The organism is Streptomyces sp. Root1304 (genome assembly GCF_001426405.1).
Lineage (GTDB): Bacteria > Actinomycetota > Actinomycetes > Streptomycetales > Streptomycetaceae > Streptomyces.
This window is the reverse complement of sequence record NZ_LMEP01000027.1, coordinates 1-15715: the sequence shown is the minus strand read 5'-3', so window position 1 is coordinate 15715 and position 15715 is coordinate 1. Positions and strand designations below refer to the sequence as shown.

The following is a 15715-nucleotide window of genomic DNA, read 5'->3' as shown; positions in this document are numbered from 1 at the left end:
CGACCGGCCCGGTGACGCTTTCGTGAGGGAGCCGGCGATGGAACGGCCGATGGAGGGGGCGACGGTGGGGCCCGCGGACGGGGCGAGGGAGTGGCCGATCGACGAGGTGGCCCGGATGTCGGGCGTGACCGCCCGCACCCTCCGGCACTACGACGAGATCGGCCTGCTGCCGCCCGCCCGGATCGCGGGCAACGGCCGCCGCTGCTACGGGGAACGCCAGCTCCTGCTGCTGCAGCAGATCCTCGTCCTGCGGACGCTGGGCCTGGGTCTCCCGGAGATCGGCCGGGTCCTCGCCGACCAGGTCGACGAGGTGGAAGCCCTGCGCGGCCACCGTCGTCGGCTCCTGGCGGAACGGGACCGCCTCGACGCGCTGGCCGCGACGGTCTCCCGCACGATCGCCGATCTGGAGCAGTCCAGGAAGGACGGCACAGCGATGACCGCCATCAACCGACCGGAGAACCTGTTCGAGGGCGTCCAGCCCTCCCAGTACCAGGAGAGCCTGCGGGACTTCCCCGAGCACGCCGAGGAGGTCGCCCGCCGGGTCGCGGGGATGACCCCGCAGGACGTCGAGGCCGGCCAGCGCGCACGCACCGCGCAGATGATCCGGCTGGCCGAACTCATGACCGCCGGCCACGCGGCCGATGCGGCACCCGTACAGGACGAGATCGACACCCAGTACCGGACCCTGACCGAACTGCGCGCCGTGACCGCCGACGAGTTCCGCGCCATCGGCCGCTCCTGCGTCGACAACGACGGCTGGCGCGCCGCGTACGAGCAGATCGCACCGGGCCTGGCCGTCTACCAGCGCGACGCCATCGAGGCGTACGTCAGGACGCGGCTGAGCTGAGCCGAGGCGCCACTGCGATGGCGCACCCCGGCGCCCCCATGGCGCGTTGTGGCGCCATTGGGGTTGCGGTGGCGCCATGATGGTGCCATTCTTGCTTCATGGACCTCACTCCGTATGTTGACCGTCTTCGTCATGAGCTCGGCGTGGCCGCCGAGGCCGGCGGCGAGGAAGCCCGCGCCCTGGCCGACCGGCTCACCGGCCCGCTCGAATCGGCCGCCCGCCTGACGCTGCTCGGTGCGCTGTCCGACGCGATGGACGAGGTCACCCGTGATCTGGCGCCGGGCTCGGTCGACCTGCGGCTCCGGGGACTGGACCCCGAGTTCGTGGTGACCGCGCCGCCCGCGGCGGACTCCTTCGGCGAGGTCGCCGCCGAAGCCCCGGCACCCCCGGCGCTCCCGGCGACGGCCTTCGCCGAGGCCGAGGAGGGCGCCACCGCGCGCATCAACTTCCGGCCGCCGGCGCAGCTGAAGCTCCGCGTCGAGGAGGCCGCGAGCCGTGAGGGCCTGTCGGTCAACGCCTGGCTCGTACGGGCCGTCGCCGCCGCCCTGGAACCCGCGGCGGACCGCGGCCGACGCGGCCAGGCGGGCCCGGCGGTGGGGCAGGGCTTCACCGGCTGGGTCCGCTAGGGCCTGTCGTCAAACTCCCGTCTGCCCCACGGCGCCTGGCACGCGCTCTCGCCGCACCGGGCGAAAGCCCGAGTACGGTCCAGTATGAGGGCTTCCACCCGGCACGCCGAGAGCACGCACCAGACGCCGCGGGGCCGCCCTTCGGGCGACGACGGGAGTGTGACGACAGGCCCTAGCACACCACACCCCCGGCCTGCCGCACCTCCACTCACGCACCTACCTCCACTCACCCAAGGGACGGCACAGTCATGCCTACTTTCGACACCCCCGAGCCCCTCTCCGCCACCGTCGAGATCGAGGTCGGGCGGATCCGGATCGTCGCGGGCAAGCGCACCGACACCGTGGTCGAGGTGGCGCCGAGCGAGCCCGGCAACACCCACGACAAGCAGGCCGCGGAGGACACCAAGGTCAGCTGCGCGGGCGGCGAACTCGTCGTCAAGGGACCGAAGAAGCGTTCGCCGTTCGGCAAGTACGGCGTGATCGACGTGACCGTCGAGCTGCCCGCGGGCTCCGACGTGACCGGGAGCACGAGTCTGGGCGACCTCGTCGCCGAGGGACGCTTCGGGAACTGCCGGCTGACGACCTCCACCGGAGACATCCGGCTGGAGGAGGCCGAGACCGTACGGCTGAAGACGCCGCACGGCGACATCCAGGTGGACCGGGTGACGGGCGGCGCCGACATCCAGGGCTCGGGCCGGGTACGGGTCGGCAGGATCGGCGGCGAGGCGACCGTCAAGAACCTCAACGGCGAGACCGTGATCGGGGAGACCGACGGCGAGCTGCGGGTGAACTCGTCCAACGGACCCATCAGCGTCGTCCGTGCGGCGGCCTCGGTCACCGCGAAGACGTCCAGCGGCTCGATCCGCCTCGGCGAGGTGGTGCGCGGGCAGATCACCCTGGAGTCCTCCGCGGGGGCCCTGGAGGTCGGCATCGCCGAGGGCACGGCGGCCTGGCTCGACGTCCGCTCCAAGGCGGGACGCGTCCGCAACGAACTGGGCGTGGCGCAGGGCCCGGGGGAGTCGGACGAGACGGTCGAGGTCCGTGGCCGCACGAGCGTCGGCGACATCGTGATCCGCCGAGCCTGAGCCCGGAGCGGCCGAAAGGCCGAGCAGGACCGCCGTACGAAGGGGCACCGGCGGACCGGGGGCCGCCCGCAGAGGCGGCACGGCGCTCTCCGCCACCACCCCCTGACCACCACTTCCACCGCCGCCGTCCCCGCCCTCGACTACGGGCGGCCACCCCTTCGAACGGCCCGGACCGCCCTTCGCGGCGGCCGGGCAGGCGCCACCGAGGCGCCATGCCGGAGTGCCTTCCCGGCCCCTCCGCCACCCGTCTGAGCGAATGGCGCCACTGAGGCGGCTGATGGCGCCACATCCGCCATTCGCGTACCCCTCTGACGCAGCAAGCGCGATACGCCGCCCGTCAAGGCGCCGAGAGCGACGCACCCCGATGCGCGCCCCGCTTCCGCCGACAGCACCTCATCGACTTCCGCGCCGACCACCTTCGGCGTATCCGCATCCCGCACCTCGGCTTCCGAAGGACGCCCGAGTGCGCCGCAGGCCCCGAGGCCCCGAGCCCGGCCACCCCGATACGCCCCCTGAACCCCTGAGCCTCTGATTCCTCTCCACGGAAGGGCCCGCTCCCATGAGCACAGCGAACACACCGACCGCAGTGGCCACCCCCACCCGGGCAGCCGCGATCTCCGCGCGCGGTCTGCGCAAGTCGTACGGCGACAAGCTGGTGCTGGACGGCATCGACCTCCGGATCCCGGAGGGCACGATCTTCGCGCTGCTCGGCCCGAACGGGGCGGGCAAGACCACCACGGTGGAGATCCTCTCCACGCTGATCACCGCCGACGCGGGCGAGGCGCGGATCGCGGGTCACGACGTGACCTCCGCCGCCGGCGCGGTACGGCGCCAGATCGGCGTGACGGGACAGTTCGCCGCGGTCGACGGGCTGCTGACCGCCGAGGAGAACCTGCTCCTCATGGCCGATCTGCACCACCTGAGCCGCGCCGAGGGCCGACGCCGTGCCGCCGAACTCCTGGAACGGTTCGAGCTGACCGAAGCGGCCCGCAAGAACGTCGCGACCTTCTCCGGCGGCATGCGCCGCAAGCTGGACCTGGCGATGACGCTGGTCGGCCGGCCGCGGATCATCTTCCTCGACGAGCCGACCACCGGCCTCGACCCGCGCAGCCGCCGCGTCATGTGGGAACTCATCCGCGACCTGGTCACAGAAGAGGGCGTGACCATCTTCCTCACCACGCAGTACCTGGAGGAGGCCGACCACCTGGCCGACCACATCGCGGTGCTCGACCGGGGCACGTTCGTGGCGGAGGGCACCGCGGAGGAGTTGAAGCGCCTGATCCCGGGCGGGCACGTCCGGGTCCGGTTCACCGACGAGTCGCACTTCGAGACGGCGGCCTCGATCTTCGGCGTCGCCACCCGCGACGACGAGTCGCTGACCCTGCAGATCCCCAGCGACGGGTCGCTCGCCAATCTCCGCTCGGTCATCGACGTCCTCGACACCACGGGCGTTCAGGCCGAGTCGCTGACCGTGCACACCCCGGACCTCGACGACGTCTTCCTGGCCCTCACGGGCCGACAGAACACCCCCGGCACCCCCTCGGCCCAGCCCCTCCCCACCCAGTCCACCACCCAGAAGGAGTCGAACCGATGAGCACCGCCACCCTCGCCCCGGCGGCACCCGCCGAGGACACCCGCTCGTACGCGCTGCGCGACTCCCTGACGATGCTGCGCCGCAACATCAAGCACATGCAGCGCTACCCGTCGATGACGATCTCGATCGTCATCATGCCGATCCTGATGCTCCTGCTGTTCGTGTACGTCTTCGGAGGCGCGATCGGCACCGGAATCGGAGCGGGCGGCGACCGCGGCGACTACATCAACTACGTCGTGCCCGGCATCATCCTGATGTCCGCGACGTCGGGGGCCGTGGCGACGGCCGTGTCGGTCTGCTCCGACATGACGGAAGGCATCGTCAAGCGCTTCCGCACGATGTCGATCTCCCGGGGAGCGATCCTCACCGGCCATGTCCTGGGCAGCGTCATCCAGGTCTTCGCCGTCCTCGTCCTGGTCACCGGCGTCTCTCTCGCCATCGGATTCCGGCCCGAGGCGTCGCCGGTCGAGTGGGTGGCCGCCCTGTCCCTGCTTCTCTTCCTGGCCTTCGGCATGGCCTGGCTGTCGGCCGCGATGGGCATGGGCGCCAAGACCGTCGAGTCCGCGAGCAACGCCCCGCTGCCGCTGACCTTCCTGCCCTTCCTCGGCAGCGCCGTCGTCACCCCGGAATCGATGCCGACCGCGCTGCGCTGGTTCGCCGAGTACCAGCCCTTCACCCCGATCAACGAGACGCTGCGCGGTCTGCTGCTCGGCACGGAGATCGGCAACGCCGGCTGGATCGCCCTGGCCTGGTGCACGGCGCTCGCTCTGCTCGGCTACTTCTGGTCGCGCGCGGCCTTCAACCGCGAGGTCACGCTCTGACCCGGGGCCGGCCGGACGGAGGGACGAACGAACACGCCGCGGGGGCGGCTCCCGGAACCACAGGGAGCCGCCCCCGCGGCCGCCCCATGCCGAACAGCACCGTCAGGAAATCCCGCTCTCCTGCTTCCGCTCCTCCTTCTCGGAGGAGCGCCCGCTGTCGGTTCCCCACGGCACGCCGTTGGCGAGCACGTCACCCACGGCACCGACGACATGGAAGGTGACCCACCCGACACCCTTCAGCACGCGCACGACAGCGGAACCAGCAATGTCTTCCATCTTCCAACCCCTTCGCGTCCGCCCCCGTGGCGCACTTCGATCAAGAAGACGCGCTCGACCTCCCCCGGGGTTGCTCGGCGCAGGCACCCAGGTCCGCAAAAGCCCCGAAGGCCGTGCCCTCAGGCCGCCCTGGCCGCCCTCACTCTCCACGAAGTGCGGTGGGCTGCCCATGGCGCTCCTGAGCGGCCATGACCTCGTCGCCGTGCTCGAAGGCCCAGGCCCCGAACGCGTCGATCGGTCCGAGCAGGGTCCGTCCCAGCGGGGTCAGCTCGTACGTGACGCGGGGTGCGCCCCGGAGCTCAGGTACGTCGACCACGCCGGCCTCCCGGCGTTCGACCAGACCGTTGAACTCCAGACGCCGCAGCGTCTCGGTGAGCACCTTGGAACTGATGCCGCCGATCCGCGCCCGCAGTTCGCCGTGCCGGCGGGGCCCGCCCCGTAGGGACCAGAGCACCACGGAGTTCCAGGTGTTCGCGAGCAGGTCGAAGGCGAGGCGGGCGCGGCAGTCGGCCAAGTATCCGTCAGAAGTCACGTACCAGATGGTGCCCGACGGCCTCCCTAGTGTCGTTCCGAAAGCACCGGAGAACCGGGGTGCCCAAGAGGAACGGGAGCACCGAACCCTCCGGATCGATCACGTCACGGGAGTAGGGAAGAGCACGATGAGAATCGGCGTACTGGGAGCGGGAAACATGGCGCAGGCCCTCGCCACCCACTGGGTACGGGCAGGACACGAGGTGTTCGTCGGGGCCCGCGACGAGCAGCGGGCGAAACGGCTGGCCACCACGATGGGCGACACCGTGCGGTACGGGAACCTGCGCCGGGCGGCCGGCTTCGGCGACGCCGTGCTCGCGGCCCTGCCGTACGGAGCGGGCGCGGAAGCCGTCGGGGAGCTGAGCGATCCCCTGGAAGGGCGGGTCCTGATCGACTGCTCCAATCCGGTCGGCCCCGGCTTCCGGCTCCTGACGGACGGTGGCCCTTCGGCGGCCCGACGGCTGGCCGACGCGGCACCCGGGGCGCGGGTCGTGAAGGCCTTCAACATCTGCCACGAGGACGTGTGGCGCATGACCCCGCCGGTGTTCGACGGCAGGCCGCTGGCGGTCCCGGTCTGCGGGGACGACGAGGACGCGCTCGCGGTGACGGCCCGGCTGGTACGGGACACGGGCTGCGTGCCGTTGGCCGGGGGCGGCCTGGACCGGGCGGCGCTCCTGGAGGCGACCGCCGCCCTCTTCATCGGGCTGTGGGTGGGGGAAGGTGCGGACGCCCAGGCGATAGCCCCGCCACTGGAGTTCGCGGCGGGACCGCAGGGGGCCGACGCCTGACGACCGCTCCCGGAACGGAGCACCGGCCACCGGCCTGACCGCTCCCACACCCCGTGCAGGGCGCGGGTGGCGGCAGTCCCCAGCGGCCGCCGCTACCCGCGCCGCACTCACACAGCCCCCTCGGCCCACCCGGAACCCCGAGGAACAGATCAGGCGCGGCAGCGCAGCATCTCCAGCGGCGGGCTCGCGAGAACGTCCGCCCAGAAGTCCTCGCCGAACTCACGGACGCCCGCGTCGGACACCCGCAGCGGAATCCACTCCAGGTCACTGAACCTGGCGGCCCGCAGGGAATCCTCGTAGACCTCGCGGCGCGGGGCCATGCCCACGATGCTGATCGGCTGGGGTTCGAGAAGGGCCGTGATCCGCACCCGAGGACCCGTCTCGAGCTCCTCACCGGTCGGCTCGCAGAGGAACCCGTACTTGTCCAGGGACGGACAGTCGAACCGGTAGTCGGGCTTCTGGGCGAGAACGAAGAACTCACCACCCGGAACCAGACTCCGGTGGATGTTGCGGCACATCCGCTCCATCGTCGCGATGTCCTCGGCGTAGTTGAGGCACTGCACCCCCAAGCTCCGCGCGCGGACGGCCGCTGTACTGGCGAATGGCACGAAGAAGACGACCGGGGGAGGCCCGCATCACCCAAAGTCGTTCGTCCGCACGGCAGTCCGGCCGGTGAGGATGCGCGGCCCTCGCGGCGGCACGCGAAAACTCATGACGATCTTCCCGCCCACACCTGAGAGACTCGGGACCGTGGATGCGACAGAGCGGTTCCGGCAGGCGGTCATCGAGTGGGCGGCAGGCGGTGCGAGCGCTGCGGAAGCAGCCGTGGCCGCACGAGAACTGACTGCCGAAGCGGGCCTGCGTACGGCGGTGCTGGTGGAAGGCGTCAGCGACCGGATCGCCTTCGAAGTCCTGGCCGCACGGCACGGCCGCGCCCTCGACGCGGAGGGGATCGCCGTCGTCCCCCTCGGAGGCGTGACGAACATCGGCAGATTCCTGAACCTGCTCGGCCCGGAGGGGCTCGGCATGGGGCTGGCCGGCCTGTGCGACGCCGGAGAGGAGAACCACTTCTCCCGAGCCCTGGAACGAACGGGCCTCGGCCACGACCTCACACGCGCGCGCATGGAACCGCTCGGCTTCTACGTCTGCGTCGCCGACCTGGAAGAGGAACTGATCCGCTCCCTCGGCCCCGCCCGCGTGCAACAGGTCGTCGAGGCCCAGGGCGACCTGCGCGCCTGGGGCATCTTCCAGAAGCAGCCCGCCCAGCGGGAACGAACCGTCGAACAACAACTTCGGCGCTTCATGGGCACGATCAGCGGACGAAAGAGTCAGTACGCACGCTCCTTGGTCGAGGACCTCGACCTCGACGAGGTCCCACGCCCGCTGGACCGCCTCCTCGCCCACCTGGACGGATGAAGACGCCGATGCCCGAACACGGAGCACCCGAGAGCAGCGAAGTGCCAGACGGCGCTGAGGAGTTGCCGACGACCCTGCACATCGCTGGGCTTGAGCTGAGCCGTACGGAGAGCCCGCCGTCGCTGGCCTGCTGGACCGGCTACCTGCCGAGGCCCGCAGGCACGGACCCGGCAGGACTGAGCGTGGTGACCGAGCCGCCCGCCCCGCCGCAGGAGCCCGTCCTCAGGCTCGCTCACGACGTGGTGGACCACTTCGACGCCTACGTGGACCAGGCCCTGGAGTACTGCCGTACCCGACTCCGAGAGCCACGATTCGGCCTCGCTGCCGAGGAGCTGACCTGGCTGGACCTTCCGGAGCTCCCCCTGGCAGTCCCCGAAGCAACGGTGTGGGCCGACCGGACCTGGGCAATCCGCTTCGCGGAGAGCAGGCTCGCCCTGGCCGACCCCTACGGCCTCCTGGTGACCTTCGACGGAACACGACCGGTCGACGTCCAGGGCCTGGACGAAGAGGAGGACGGGACCGCGTAGGAAGCCCCCGGTCCCGGGCCCCGGCGCGCGGCTGGCGCCCCCGTCTTCCCCGACCCCCTGCCGCGCCGGCCGCCCGGCCGCTACCGTGGACCCATGGCACGAGAAATCCGCATCGAGATCAGCGACGAGGCGTACGAGGCGCTGGAGCGCGCCGCAGCGGAGAAGCACGTGCCCGCCGAGGACTACGCGGGCCGCGTGCTGGACGCCGACCTGACCCGTACCCGGTTCGTCGAAGGCGCCCGTACCTTCGTGGCCCAGCACGGCCAGGCCTTCGCCAAGCGCTACGGCCGCCCCGCCGACGCCGACGCCGCCTGATCCCGGCCGTCGCGTGCTGCTCCAGATAGATCTGTCCTGGCTGCTCGACATCGCCCAGCAGGAGATCCCCGGCGACCCGGAGATCGCGGACTGGGGAGCCCTCGAAGCCGCCCGCGCCCGCCACGCCTTCCGCGTGATGGACATCCCGGTGTACGAGCACCCCCACCACCGTGCGGCCGCCCTTCTGGAGCAGTTCGTACGGGTACCGGCCCTGGAGCACTCCAACGAGCTGTACGGCGTGGTCGTGGCCGCGGCCTACCTCCACGCCTGCGGCCGGCAGGTCAGCATCACGTCCGAGGAGGCCATCGACCTGGTGGAGCGGGTGGCCGAAGGCCGCATCGACGTCCGGCAGGTGGCGGCGGTCCTTAAGGAGTGGACCCGCTGACCTGGGGTGGCGGCGACGCTCCGGCGTAACGGGTCCACCTCCTCCAGTACGGCGAAGCCGAACCGGGATCCGTCGGCCCAGCCCTGACGCTGGGCGTCGATCCAGTCAGCTCTACGACTGATCAACAACCTGGCCCGGCGCGGGGGCCGCTGTGCCGTTCAGGCAGTCGTCGAGGAGTGCGTGCATGCGCGCGACGGGGAGGGCCGGATTCGCGGCAGCGCCCTCGGCGGTACCGGGGCGGGCCAGGAGGTCCTCCAGGACGTCCGGCGTCAGGTTCGGGTTGGCGGCGGCTGCCCGGCGCACGGACGCGTCGGGGTCCTCCACCGGCGGGTCTGATACGGCGGCATCCGCTGCGGCCATGGCCCGTACCTCGGGATCCGGGTGGCCGACGAGGTGAGCCCAGCCGGTACGGGGGAAGGTGGGCCGGGCCAACAGATGCGGACGGTGGGCGGGGCGGGTGACGAAGGCGTCCAGCAGGAGGTGCGACGGAGCCAGCGGGTGGTGGCAGGCCAGCCGGATCCTCACCTCCTCGTCGTCGTCCTTCGCGAGCGTCTCGACGAGGTCCGCCGGCAGACCCGGCCAACTCGCCGCGACCCGACGGAACACTGGATCCCCGGACACCGCGCAGGCGGCGAACCAGTCGGGCGAAGGCCCGACGGCCGGATCGACACCCGACTCGGTGAACGGCTCGCCGATCGGGCAGGTGCAGTCGGGACCGTGCCCGATGACCCACTGGAGGGCCCCGTACTCGGCCCATGTGCGGGGGAAGGGGTGGAGGCGCGCACGCATCCGCACGTCCTCGTCCGGGTCCTCCCTCAACTCCGCGACCAGCTCCGGCCCCAGGTCGGGCCGGGCGGCGACCATCGCGCGGACCTCCGCCTCGGGATGGCGGGCGAGCCGGGCGACGGCGTAGGCCGGGGTGTGCCGGTTCCGGGCCAGGGGGCGCACCGAGCCGTCGGCGAAGCACTGCTCGACGAGCGCGGGGGACAGAGCGCACGTGGCGAACACGAATTCGTTGCGCGCACCGAACGAGGGCAGCATCGCCTCCACCCGTTCCGGCTGCAGCGACCAGTTCCTCTCCCGCGCCGCTTCACGGACCGCGGCGTTCGGATCGTCGAGCAGCCCCGCCCGCTGCGCCGGGGTGAGCGACTCCCACCGCCATGTGGCCAGGACCCGGAGTTCGGGGTCCTCGCGGCCGGCCATGCGGAGGAAGAAGGACAACGGGATCTGCCGGGAGGAATCGAGCTCCCCGACGATCTCCTTCGCCGTGAGCTTGCCGTCCTCGCCCCCGTCCCGCGCGGTCAGGAGGCTCATGAGGATGTCGTCCGGCAGCGGTCGGACCCATCGGGGGTAGTGACGGGGGCCGGCGGCGAGCCACCCGCGGACGATCCCCGACGGGTCCGTCGCCAAGGGGGCGAGCCGCGCCGGGTCGACGTAGCGGTTGTGTGCGAGCGTGCGGCGGATGACTCCGTCCGGATGGCGCAGGGCAGCGTCGAGGACGGCGTCGGGCAGGTCACGCCCCTCGCACAGCAGGAGCCCGGCCTCGCCGGCCGCTCGATCCAACAGGCGTATCAGTACGTCGGAGGGCGCCGCCGGATTGAAGGCCATGCCACGCAGCCACGGGCCGTGGAGAGAGTTCGACACCGGGTCATCCTGCCGTCCGGCAGTCGCTGTCGGCAACGATGTCGTGGCCGGACAGCCGCAGGTCAGACAGGCGGCACGAGATCGCTCTCGCTGACGGTGTACGTCAGCGGGGGGTAGACGAAGTCCTCTTCATGGTTCTCGCGGCGCCGCATCTGGTAGAACGCACGGCTTTGCTCCTCGTCGGCCGGCATGAGGCGCTCACCCTGCGGCAGATACGCATCCCCGTCGCGAAACCGAACGAGGGTCTTCGACGTTCGGAACGTCACACCCAACCACTGGTTGTCCTGCTCCCGGTCGGGCGCGTCCAACAGGATCCTGTGCCTGAGCCGCCGGTTCGACGCCACGGAGAAGGCGACGACACTGTTGTGGGCGAGGGAGATCGCGTACTTCTCGTCACCCGAACCCTTGGATTCGAAGACCAGCTTCCTCGGCGGGCGCGCTTCGGGAAATCGGTAACACGAGTAGACGGCGATGAACGATCCCTCGGCCAGATCGAGGGCCTGGTCGGAATGGCCACCCATGGTTCGGTAGGCGTTGGTGTAGCTCTCGATGAGGGCGTTGTTGAAGCCGACCGGAAGGCCCGCCCGCTCCTGGACCAGTCGCGCCAGCCGTTCGTGCACCGCCCCGAAGCGCTGCGTCGGGCTGCCGTACCGCGTGGTGGTACGCACGAGGGGCACACCACCGGTCTCGTCGACCTCGGCAAGCACGGCGCCCCGTCGGCCCTTGCCCACGTCTTCCCAACGCACCGACGCGGACAGCTCCGCAAAGAGGCTTCCCTCGGTCGGCACATCGCACCGGATGATCTCGTCCGGGATCCTAGACTCGGGGGGCATCGTAATCTCCCGCGTTCATGCTGAAGAGGAACTCGTCGCCGTAATCGATGAAGGACGAGGTCCTGTTCTCCTCGGCGTACAGCCTGCGCAGCTCGTCCGTCCCGGCCTCTGTGGGCGGCTCCAGCTTCGCCGAACCCCCGGCCAGTTTGAGGAACGTGCGACCGTCCTTGTGGACGGCTTCCGCGTTCGAACAGCGCACCACGTATCCCAGGCGGGTCGGGAGCAGTTCGGCGTCCAAGGCGGCGGGCCGGATCTCGTGCGTGTACAGGCGATTGGTCGACAACGGCATGAAGAACACCGAGCCGGGATAGAGGGTCACGGCGAACTGCGAGGGGAGTGCGCCACCGTCGCGCTCCCCGTGCGGCTCCTTGAGACGGAAATGGAGCCTGGTCAGCCCGCTGACACCCTTCACCCCGTAGTCGAAGGTGTCCTCCGCGAGGGGCTGCAGCTTGTCGAGCTCGTCATAGAACGTGCAGAAGGCCATGACGCCATTGACGGGCATGTCCTTGGTCTTGTCGGCATGGGACGAGATCTTGGCCTTGGACTGCTTCCGCTCCGCCGTGGCAAGGGTGTTGTGGTAGATCTGCGCGAGGACGTGATTCAGCGGCGCCTGGTCCAGGAAGACGCTGGGCGCCTCGCGGTTCAGAGCGTCGACGATCTGCGTGTCGGTCGGGCGAAAGCCCTCCGTCGGCCCCGAGAGATTCGTGGAGCACCGGAGCAGACGGAAATGCAGCTCGTCACCGGCCTGTGTGACGGGCGTCAGATAGATACCGCTGCGATGGGCCGTCCCGGGCTTGGTCCCCTCCGTCAGGGACTGGAAGGCGTGCTCCGTACTGATCCGTCCGAAGTGATCGGCGTCGAGTTCGAAGAAGCGCCGGTAGAACACACCGACGCCGTGGACGCGGACGGGAACCCGGCCGAGGCCGATGACGGGCCAAGCGCCGGCGGCGTCTTCGTCGTAACCGCCTGACAGCTCCCGGACGACGAACACCCGTGCGGCCTGCTCCAGTTGGCGGGCACTGACCTCGGACACATCGCCACACAGGTAGACGGTCTTCCGCGCGAGGCCGGGCGAACCCGAAGAAAGTTCCTCCGGCGTGATCGTGGACCCGAAGAACTCCCTCACCACATCGTGGTCCCGCAAGGCCGAAGGTGCGACCAGGAGATTGCTCGAATCCTCGATACGGGCTTCTGTGAACTCTGTTGCGTACATCGAACCGCACCTGCCGTTCGCGGATATGGGTGAATGACCGGAAACCCTGAGCATGGCAACGGTCCGCCTCCTTTCGTTCGCGTCGCGAAGCGCGAACGAAAGGAGGCGGACCGTCGAAGATCGATGCTCTCACGGGGCTCGAAGGCGAGCAACGGATTCAGCCGTGCCGGAGGTGTCCGGAGCCGCCCGACGGGCTCGTGAAGCCGCCGCACGACCGTCAGGCCCCCGCCCACCGCCTGAAACCCCGGCGGTATCCCGTAGACGTCTCGCGGTAGTTGACGTACCGCAGCCGTCTCATGGATCACTCCTGCCCGGGCGCGTACGCTGCGCTGATGCGACCGGATCGGGGACTCTTCGGCCGTCCCGGCGAGGGCCTGCGTCGACCCGTGGTGGTCGATTCGCTCCTCGCCGTGGGGTACGCGACCACCGCCCTGCTGCTCGGGATGGAGCGACCGCCGACCGGCTGGACCGGCATGGACACGACCGGCGCCGCGCTGACCGTGCTGACGAGCGTCGTGCTCGTCGCGCGCAGGCTCGCGCCGGTGGCCGTGCTTTCGGCCGTCGTCGTCCTGTGGACGGCGTACATCGCCTGCGGATACTGGCCCGTGGTCAACGCCCCGGCGACACTGCTCGCCCTGTACACCGTGGCGGCGACCCGTAACGGAATGCCCGTCCGGATCGGTGGCGCGGCGGTGGGCGTGACCTGGCTGCTGGCCGGTCTGTCCAACGTGCACAACGGCTCCATGAAGACCGTGCTCGTGCAGGCGGTGGCCTTCCCCGCGGTGGTCGTACTCATCGGGCGCGGCGCCGGCCGGGCCGCCGAACGCACCCGGGAACTGGCCCGGCTGACGCTCCAGCTCCACGCCGAGCAGGAGACCAGGGCCTCACAGGCCGTCACCGAGGAACGCGTCCGCATCGCCCGGGAGCTCCACGACGTCGTCGCCCACCACATGTCCGTGGTCTCGCTCCAGGCCGGGATGGCGTCCTACGTGTTCGAGGGCGATCCGGCGACCGCCCAACGTGCCCTGGACACGATCGCGGCCACCAGCAGGGAGGCCCTCGAAGAACTCCGCCGTCTCCTGGTGCTGCTGCGCGTCGGACCGGAGGACACCACGGCCACCGTCGGCAGCCCCGGACCGGGCACGGGTACGGGCCCCGGCGCCGAGGGAGCGGAGGACGCCTACGCACCGGCCCCCGGTCTCGAACGGCTCGACACCCTGCTCCTCCGTGTGCGGGACGCCGGCGTCCCGGTGGACCTGGACATCACCGGAGAGCCCTATCCACTGCCGCCCGGGATGGACCTGTGCGCCTACCGGGTGATCCAGGAGGCGCTGACCAACGTCCTGCGGCACGCCGGGCCCGCCACCGCGACGGTGACCGTCGGCTACGGCCGGCGAAGCCTCACCGTACGGATCGCCGACGACGGACAGGGACGGGTTCCGGCCGATACACGGCCGAACATCGGCCACGGGTTGATCGGCATGCGCGAACGCGCCAGGATCTACCAAGGGACGGTGAACGTCGGCCCCCGTACGGGGGGCGGCTTCGAGGTACTGCTCAGCCTGCCCGCTCCGACCGCCGACAACGGTCGACCGCACGGCCTCCGGTCCCCGTCGCCGTGAGCCTCGCGCCATCGAGGACCGGCCGTCCCCATGAGGATGTTCCCGACGATGCCTTCCGTCCTGGTGGTCGACGACCAGATCCTCGTCCGGGCCGGGCTCGCCGCCCTGCTGCGGATGGCTCCGGGAGTGGAGGTCGTCGGCGAGGCCTGCGACGGTGACGACGCCGTCCGGCAGGTGGCGGCCACCTCGCCCGACGTCGTCCTGATGGACATCCGGATGCCCGGCACCGACGGCATCCAGGCCACCGAACGCATCCTGGCCCAACCGGCCACCGCCCGCCCGGCGCCGCTGGACGCGACACCGCCGAGGACCGACCCCACGCCACCCCGCGTCATCGTGCTCACCACGTTCGACCTCGACGCGTACGTGTACAGCGCCCTGCGCGCCGGAGCCAGCGGGTTCCTCCTCAAGGAGACCCCGCCGGAGCGGCTGGTCACGGCCGTGCACACGGTGGCCGCCGGGGACATGCTGTTCTCCCCGTCGGTGACGCGGCGACTGATCGAGGCGTACGCGCCCGCCCCGGCGCCCGAGGACTGCCTTCCCCCTGCCTGGCGGACCGTCACCAACCGCGAGAACGAGGTACTCGTCCAGGTCGCCCGCGGCCTGTCCAACGGCGAGATCGCCCAGCAGCTCCTCCTGAGCGAGGCAACCGTCAAGACCCACCTCAACCGGGCGATGGCGAAGCTCGGACTGTCCAGCCGCGCGCAGGCGGTGGTCTTCGCGTACGAGACGGGACTCGTCGTCCCCGGCCACACCCGGACCACCGACAGCGACTGAGGGCGCGACCCCCGGACAGCGACTGGGGCAGGACCGCGGGGACCGGCTGAGTGCACACAACAGCTGCGGGCGCAGGAGTGCGCCGTTCCGGACCCGGGCGCACAGTCGGCCCCCGAGGGTGATGGCGTACGTCGCCTACCGCGCCGGTATGAGGCCACTGCGGCGAGCAGGTGACCGGGCGCGGGCCTGTGCGCCTCATGACGTACCACGGTTCAAACCGGTGACGGTCGAGGCCCGTCGAGCCCATGGCTAGGTTCAGTTCCGACCGGCGGACCGCCGCCCACAGCGGACGCGGTCGCCGCCCGACCCGCCTCAGAGGGCGTTAAGTCCGATCTTCCTCGGTTCGTGATCGCTCGATCGTGGTACTGATCGCCACGCCGGGCACCTGCTGGGCATGCTCATGCTGAGATGCGAG

18 protein-coding genes are annotated in these 15715 nt (G+C 70.8%); 12 read left to right on the top strand and 6 right to left on the bottom strand.

What is annotated here, in order from left to right; genetic code table 11:
* Positions 1-37: 37 nt before the first annotated feature.
* The 5 genes from ASD33_RS31185 to ASD33_RS31165 all read left to right on the top strand — a co-directional run bounded on the left by ASD33_RS31185 (position 38) and on the right by ASD33_RS31165 (position 4973).
* A complete protein-coding gene (locus ASD33_RS31185; protein ID WP_242427189.1) occupies positions 38-847 on the top strand; it encodes a MerR family transcriptional regulator in 810 nt (269 codons plus the stop codon).
* Positions 848-945: 98 nt separating this feature from the next.
* A complete protein-coding gene (locus ASD33_RS31180) occupies positions 946-1473 on the top strand; it encodes a hypothetical protein (RefSeq protein ID WP_056568260.1) in 528 nt (175 codons plus the stop codon).
* A 248-nt stretch (positions 1474-1721) separates the two neighbouring features.
* Complete coding sequence (locus tag ASD33_RS31175; protein WP_056568256.1) at positions 1722-2558, top strand: DUF4097 family beta strand repeat-containing protein; 837 nt, start codon at positions 1722-1724, stop codon at positions 2556-2558.
* Positions 2559-3117: 559 nt separating this feature from the next.
* Positions 3118-4152: an ATP-binding cassette domain-containing protein gene (locus tag ASD33_RS31170; protein WP_056568252.1), complete on the top strand. Its 1035-nt coding sequence runs from the start codon at positions 3118-3120 to the stop codon at positions 4150-4152.
* On the top strand, positions 4149-4973 hold the full coding sequence (locus ASD33_RS31165; RefSeq protein WP_056568249.1) for an ABC transporter permease: 825 nt from the start codon (positions 4149-4151) through the stop codon (positions 4971-4973). Before ASD33_RS31170 ends, ASD33_RS31165 begins: the two co-directional genes overlap by 4 nt.
* A gap of 102 nt (positions 4974-5075) precedes the next feature.
* Here ASD33_RS31165 and ASD33_RS35625 read toward each other — a convergent pair whose 3' ends face one another.
* Together ASD33_RS35625 and ASD33_RS31160 are read right to left on the bottom strand one after the other, a co-directional pair.
* Positions 5076-5249, bottom strand: coding sequence for a hypothetical protein (locus ASD33_RS35625; RefSeq protein WP_157870102.1), 174 nt, complete (start codon positions 5247-5249; stop codon positions 5076-5078).
* Positions 5250-5388: 139 nt separating this feature from the next.
* Positions 5389-5781 (bottom strand): helix-turn-helix domain-containing protein, encoded by a 393-nt coding sequence (locus ASD33_RS31160; RefSeq protein WP_056568246.1) that lies wholly within the window; start codon positions 5779-5781, stop codon positions 5389-5391.
* Positions 5782-5908: 127 nt separating this feature from the next.
* Between ASD33_RS31160 and ASD33_RS31155 the strand changes: the two genes are divergently transcribed.
* The gene (locus tag ASD33_RS31155; RefSeq protein ID WP_056568243.1) at positions 5909-6568 is read left to right on the top strand and encodes an NAD(P)-binding domain-containing protein; all 660 of its coding nucleotides are present in this window, start codon (positions 5909-5911) and stop codon (positions 6566-6568) included.
* Between the two features lie 149 nt (positions 6569-6717).
* Here ASD33_RS31155 and ASD33_RS31150 read toward each other — a convergent pair whose 3' ends face one another.
* A complete protein-coding gene (locus ASD33_RS31150) occupies positions 6718-7131 on the bottom strand; it encodes a hypothetical protein (RefSeq protein WP_347232301.1) in 414 nt (137 codons plus the stop codon).
* Between the two features lie 187 nt (positions 7132-7318).
* Here ASD33_RS31150 and ASD33_RS31145 point away from each other — a divergent pair, with 187 nt between their 5' ends.
* The 4 genes from ASD33_RS31145 (at position 7319) to ASD33_RS31130 (ending at position 9211) form a co-directional block, all read left to right on the top strand.
* Positions 7319-7984, top strand: a complete 666-nt coding sequence (locus ASD33_RS31145) for an ATP-dependent endonuclease (protein WP_056568240.1) — start codon at positions 7319-7321, stop codon at positions 7982-7984.
* Positions 7985-8046: 62 nt separating this feature from the next.
* On the top strand, positions 8047-8511 hold the full coding sequence (locus tag ASD33_RS31140; protein ID WP_199863624.1) for a hypothetical protein: 465 nt from the start codon (positions 8047-8049) through the stop codon (positions 8509-8511).
* 93 nt (positions 8512-8604) lie between these two features.
* Positions 8605-8826: a hypothetical protein gene (locus ASD33_RS31135; protein WP_056568234.1), complete on the top strand. Its 222-nt coding sequence runs from the start codon at positions 8605-8607 to the stop codon at positions 8824-8826.
* A 13-nt stretch (positions 8827-8839) separates the two neighbouring features.
* Positions 8840-9211: a hypothetical protein gene (locus ASD33_RS31130; RefSeq protein ID WP_056568230.1), complete on the top strand. Its 372-nt coding sequence runs from the start codon at positions 8840-8842 to the stop codon at positions 9209-9211.
* Between the two features lie 111 nt (positions 9212-9322).
* Here the strand turns inward: ASD33_RS31130 and ASD33_RS31125 are convergent, their stop codons facing one another.
* From ASD33_RS31125 to ASD33_RS31115, 3 genes are all read right to left on the bottom strand, one after another.
* Positions 9323-10855, bottom strand: a complete 1533-nt coding sequence (locus ASD33_RS31125; protein ID WP_056568227.1) for a hypothetical protein — start codon at positions 10853-10855, stop codon at positions 9323-9325.
* Positions 10856-10917: 62 nt separating this feature from the next.
* Positions 10918-11688, bottom strand: a complete 771-nt coding sequence (locus ASD33_RS31120; protein WP_056568224.1) for a hypothetical protein — start codon at positions 11686-11688, stop codon at positions 10918-10920.
* A complete protein-coding gene (locus tag ASD33_RS31115; RefSeq protein WP_056568220.1) occupies positions 11672-12901 on the bottom strand; it encodes a hypothetical protein in 1230 nt (409 codons plus the stop codon). Before ASD33_RS31115 ends, ASD33_RS31120 begins: the two co-directional genes overlap by 17 nt.
* 332 nt (positions 12902-13233) lie before the next feature.
* On the opposite strand from ASD33_RS31115, the gene ASD33_RS31110 reads away from it, so the two are divergent.
* Together ASD33_RS31110 and ASD33_RS31105 are read left to right on the top strand one after the other, a co-directional pair.
* On the top strand, positions 13234-14523 hold the full coding sequence (locus ASD33_RS31110; RefSeq protein WP_063992004.1) for a sensor histidine kinase: 1290 nt from the start codon (positions 13234-13236) through the stop codon (positions 14521-14523).
* A 48-nt stretch (positions 14524-14571) separates the two neighbouring features.
* Complete coding sequence (locus ASD33_RS31105) at positions 14572-15300, top strand: response regulator transcription factor (protein ID WP_056568888.1); 729 nt, start codon at positions 14572-14574, stop codon at positions 15298-15300.
* Positions 15301-15715 lie beyond the last annotated feature (415 nt).